This window comes from Galbibacter marinus (assembly GCF_000300875.1).
GTDB classification, from domain to species: Bacteria; Bacteroidota; Bacteroidia; order Flavobacteriales; family Flavobacteriaceae; genus Galbibacter; species Galbibacter marinus.
Window position 1 is genome coordinate 1 of record NZ_AMSG01000050.1, and the last position, 4,224, is coordinate 4,224.

2 protein-coding genes are annotated in these 4,224 nt (G+C 38.1%); both read left to right on the forward strand.

Annotated elements, in window-relative coordinates; translation table 11 throughout:
* Window positions 1-370 precede the first annotated feature (370 nt).
* Entirely contained in the window at window positions 371-2,656 is a 2,286-nt protein-coding gene (locus I215_RS16435; protein WP_008992921.1) for an McrB family protein, read from the forward strand.
* Window positions 2,653-3,987: an McrC family protein gene (locus tag I215_RS15415; protein ID WP_008992922.1), complete on the forward strand. Its 1,335-nt coding sequence runs from the start codon at window positions 2,653-2,655 to the stop codon at window positions 3,985-3,987. The genes I215_RS16435 and I215_RS15415 overlap by 4 nt, the downstream gene beginning before the upstream one ends.
* The last annotated feature ends 237 nt before the right edge of the window (window positions 3,988-4,224 follow it).

The window sequence follows — 4,224 nt, forward strand, 5'->3', positions numbered from 1 at the left end:
AATAAAGATGCCCATGCTGGGCACACACAAGGGTTTGGCGTAATGGCGGGTGAAGTGCTTCGTATGAAACTTATTGCTAACTTTGAACTTTAGTGCTTCGTATCAACATTTGTGGTAAAAAGCCGCCACTACGCCAATCCCAGAACCGTTGTGCCTCATGCAAAAAGACGACAGTGCAATTGGAAACATTGACATACAGAGACAGACATAGAACAAACCAGACAATGACGGTGGACGAAAAAGAAAAAAGCCTGCGCGCGAGAAATTTTTATTTGATTTTCGCCAGCACACAGCAAGCACATTGTCGTGCTCGTTCCTGCGCGCGCCAAAGAGCTTGCTCTTGCCCACGCACTCAATTAAACTAACTGCAATGGCATTTGAACCAGACAAAATAACAAAGGAGCATGTACTCAAAGCGGTACAGGAAATTGAAAGTAAAGAAATTGAACTAAGACCTTCAACTGGATATGATGTCATTATTGAGGGTAAAGCGTATCCGCCAAAAGAGATTATGCGATTTTCTCATGAGCAAATGAATGGAAAGCATATTTGGAATAAAGGCGGTGGAGAACCAACAAATAAATTTCTATCAAATCTCGGATTTGAGATAAAATCCAAGTCAAGTAACGGCAATCCAAATATCGAGCAGACAACAGGACGAATCTGGAAATTAGGGTGCAATTGGGGAAGCGGAAAACCAAGCTTCTATGAGTATATCAAAGAACTACAAATTGTAATTGGTGTAAGTGATAAAACATACAACATAAATGATTTGGTGATAGTCACAGAAGGACATCAAGTTAGGTCTATTGCGAAAGTTTTGGAAAGTCCGCAACCTGTGACGACAAACACGGAATTACAATCGGATTTCGAAAAACATGAAATAGAATATGAAGACTGGGTTACCTATGCGGAAGTTGAATGGTATGAGTTGACAGCAGAAGAGCAGTTTAATTATCAACTTCAACAAGGAATATGCAAAGTAAACAACCGTGAAATTCGGGATAGAACAATACAGCTCTGGGATGAGCGCAATGTTTCATTTTGGATTTTTCAAGGCAATCCAAGTGTCTTTGACTTTGAGACAGCGATAAAAGAAGACCTATTGCACGACTGGACTGTATCTGCTCACAAAGACAAAATCAAAGAGCGCGATAAAGTAATTCTCTGGATTACTGGAAAAAATGCTGGCTGCTATGCGTTAGCTCAAATTTCAAACAGTCCAAGAGAAACAAAAAGCTCCCCTGATGATCATCTATGGAAATCAAAAGATAAAAACGACCTGAAAGCGGGGATTAAGATACAGGCCAACCTTATTGATACTCCTTTACTTTGGAAGAATATCAAATCAGTAAAGGGCATTGAGAATCTAAAAGTTGGAAATCAAGGGACCAATTTTTCTGCTACACGACAAGAGTACCGAATTATAGAAGCCCTTGCCGAAAATGCAATGCAAAGTAAACACGAACACTATGATATGAAGTCGAAGAATATTATCCTTTACGGTCCGCCTGGAACTGGTAAAACCTTTAACAGCGTTGACCATGCTGTAGAAATCGCATTAGGAAAATCGTTAGGCAGTCACACCCAAAATAAAGCTGAATTTGACAGGTTACGAAAAGAAGGTCAAATTGAGTTCGTTACATTCCATCAGAGTTATTCCTATGAAGATTTCATGGTAGGTATCGCCCCTGACACTACCTCTGGAACACTACGATTTGATAAAAAAGATGGCATCTTTAAACAACTATGTGAAAGAGCCAAACAAAATTGGTCAACGGCTACAAAAAAACAAGATCAGACAATTGACTTTGATTATGTGTTCAATAGTTTCTTCAGTAAGCTCATCGAAGAAGAAGTTGAAGAAGTTGAAATTCCAATGCGAAGCAAAGGTTACAAGTTCAAAATTACCGCGATAGATGTTGAAAATGGTCGAATTAAGTTCACTAAGCAAAGCGGAGGCACAGGCCATGATTTATTAGTAAAAAACACAAAAGGAATTTATGATGAAACCTTAGATTATGGTGAACAAGGATTGGGTGTTTATTACAACCCTTTAGTGGATCAGTTAAAACAGCATGCAAAAACGCTCGAACCAATTCAAGAAGAAATTGCACTCAAGAACTTTGTCTTGGTTATTGATGAAATAAATAGAGCAAATATTTCAAGAGTATTTGGTGAGTTAATCACTTTACTGGAAGACGACAAAAGATTAGGAGAAGAAAATGAACTTAAAATAACATTGCCTAATGGCGAAAAAGATTTTGGAATTCCACCAAACCTGTTCATTATCGGCACCATGAATACCGCAGATAAGTCTATTGCCCTTATTGACATAGCTTTACGCAGGCGATTTGAATTTATTGGTTATTACCCACAGTATGAAGGTTATGATGAAAATGCAATTAAATTGTTGCAAGCTGTAAATGCATCAATTTTCGAGAAGAAAAAGTCAGCAGACTACCTAATAGGGCATGCCTATTTTATGAAGCAACTGCCCATTGAAACCGTTTTGGAAAACAAGGTTCTCCCTTTACTTATGGAGTACTTCTCAGGTAAAACCGATATAGTGAGCAGCATTTTTGAGGGTTCCGGGTGGACAGTAAGTTATGACTCTTCATCTTATTCCTGGAATATATCTAAAGGTGGTGCATGATTTCATTATTTGAATACGGAAAATGGTCAACGATTTCAGAAAGAAAAACTCTTGAAGATATATTATTATCCATTTGGCAAAGCCGCATTTTCACCCATGATTTTGTGCTTTCCGATAATGAAAAGGATAAACGGTATCAACCATTTTTACAATTTGACGGAAACAGCATACGAGCAAAGAATTATGTGGGGTTTATCCAAAATGGAGCGGAGATAATTGAAATTTATCCAAAGGTTTTCAAATCCAATGACACTGCAATTGGGTCAAAGGAATTAATGCTCAAACACATATTTTATTGGTTCCGCTATTGTCGAAAGTGGCGTTTCCCTTTTAGCCAAGCTTCTCTTGATACTTCAGAAACGACCGAATTTCCTGAACTCATCATCAATTTAATTGCTAATCAGTTCTTAGAAGCAGTTGCCAACCAACCTCTTACCATGTATCAAGAGTTAGAGGAAGCCATGCAAACACCAAGAGGTTCTATTAACTTCAAAAGGTACATCACCAATAGCATTTCCTATGGTAGCTATCAAAGCATAGAATGTGATTACGAGCCTTTTCTGTTTGACAATAAAGTGAACCGAGCAATCAAGTATTGTTCCCGACTTCTGCTAAACCAAACGAGGTTTTATGAGAACCAGAAAATACTACAAGATGTAATCTTCATATTGGACGAAGTTGATGATTTGCCGTGTTCCGTGCATGATATTGAAAAAATATCAATCAATTCATTTTTTGAAGAATATAAACTGGTACTCGACAGTTGCAAGTTAATCCTCAACCAACAGTTGTACTCAAACAACACTTACGACTTATCTCAATGGTGCTTGTTATTTCCGATGGAATACATATTTGAGGATTTTCTCGCAGGTTTCTTGGAAACTTGGTTCTCAAAAGATTGGAAAGTTCACTATCAAAAGTCGGATATGTACTTAGCAGAGACTTCTGAAGGGAACAATGTATTTAATATGCAACACGATATTTTTCTTACTGCCAAAGACGAATCCAAACGAAAAATCATAGTTGATACGAAATACAAATTGCGACCGACCAAATTCAAGGACGACCCTAAGAAAGGGGTTTCGCAAAATGACCTTTATCAAATGGTAAGTTATGCGTTCAAAAGAGGCTGTACTGACATAATATTAATTTATCCCAATATTTCTGAGAGCGTAATGCCGCCTGACCGTTTTGTAATAAGCTCTGGATTTAATGAAAGTGAAAAAATCAATGTAACCGCAATGGAAATACCATTTTGGTCACTCAATAATTTCGAACAACTTGACACAAGATTAAAGGAAACAATTGCTTGGAACATGAACAGAATATGAAAGAGCCAACGCTGTTTTACCCATTGTCGTGCTCGTTCCTGTGCGCGCCAAAGCGTAAAACCGCCAGCGCAAAAGAGTATAAAATCAAATAAAAATTTCGCCACCGCTCGACTGACAAACAAGACGACTGACGGACAACACAGAGGACTTAAAAACAGTTGACTCGGGATGATAAAAAAGAAAAGAATAAAAAAGCACGAAGGCACAATCGAGTAGACGGCCGTGAACGAAGAGTCC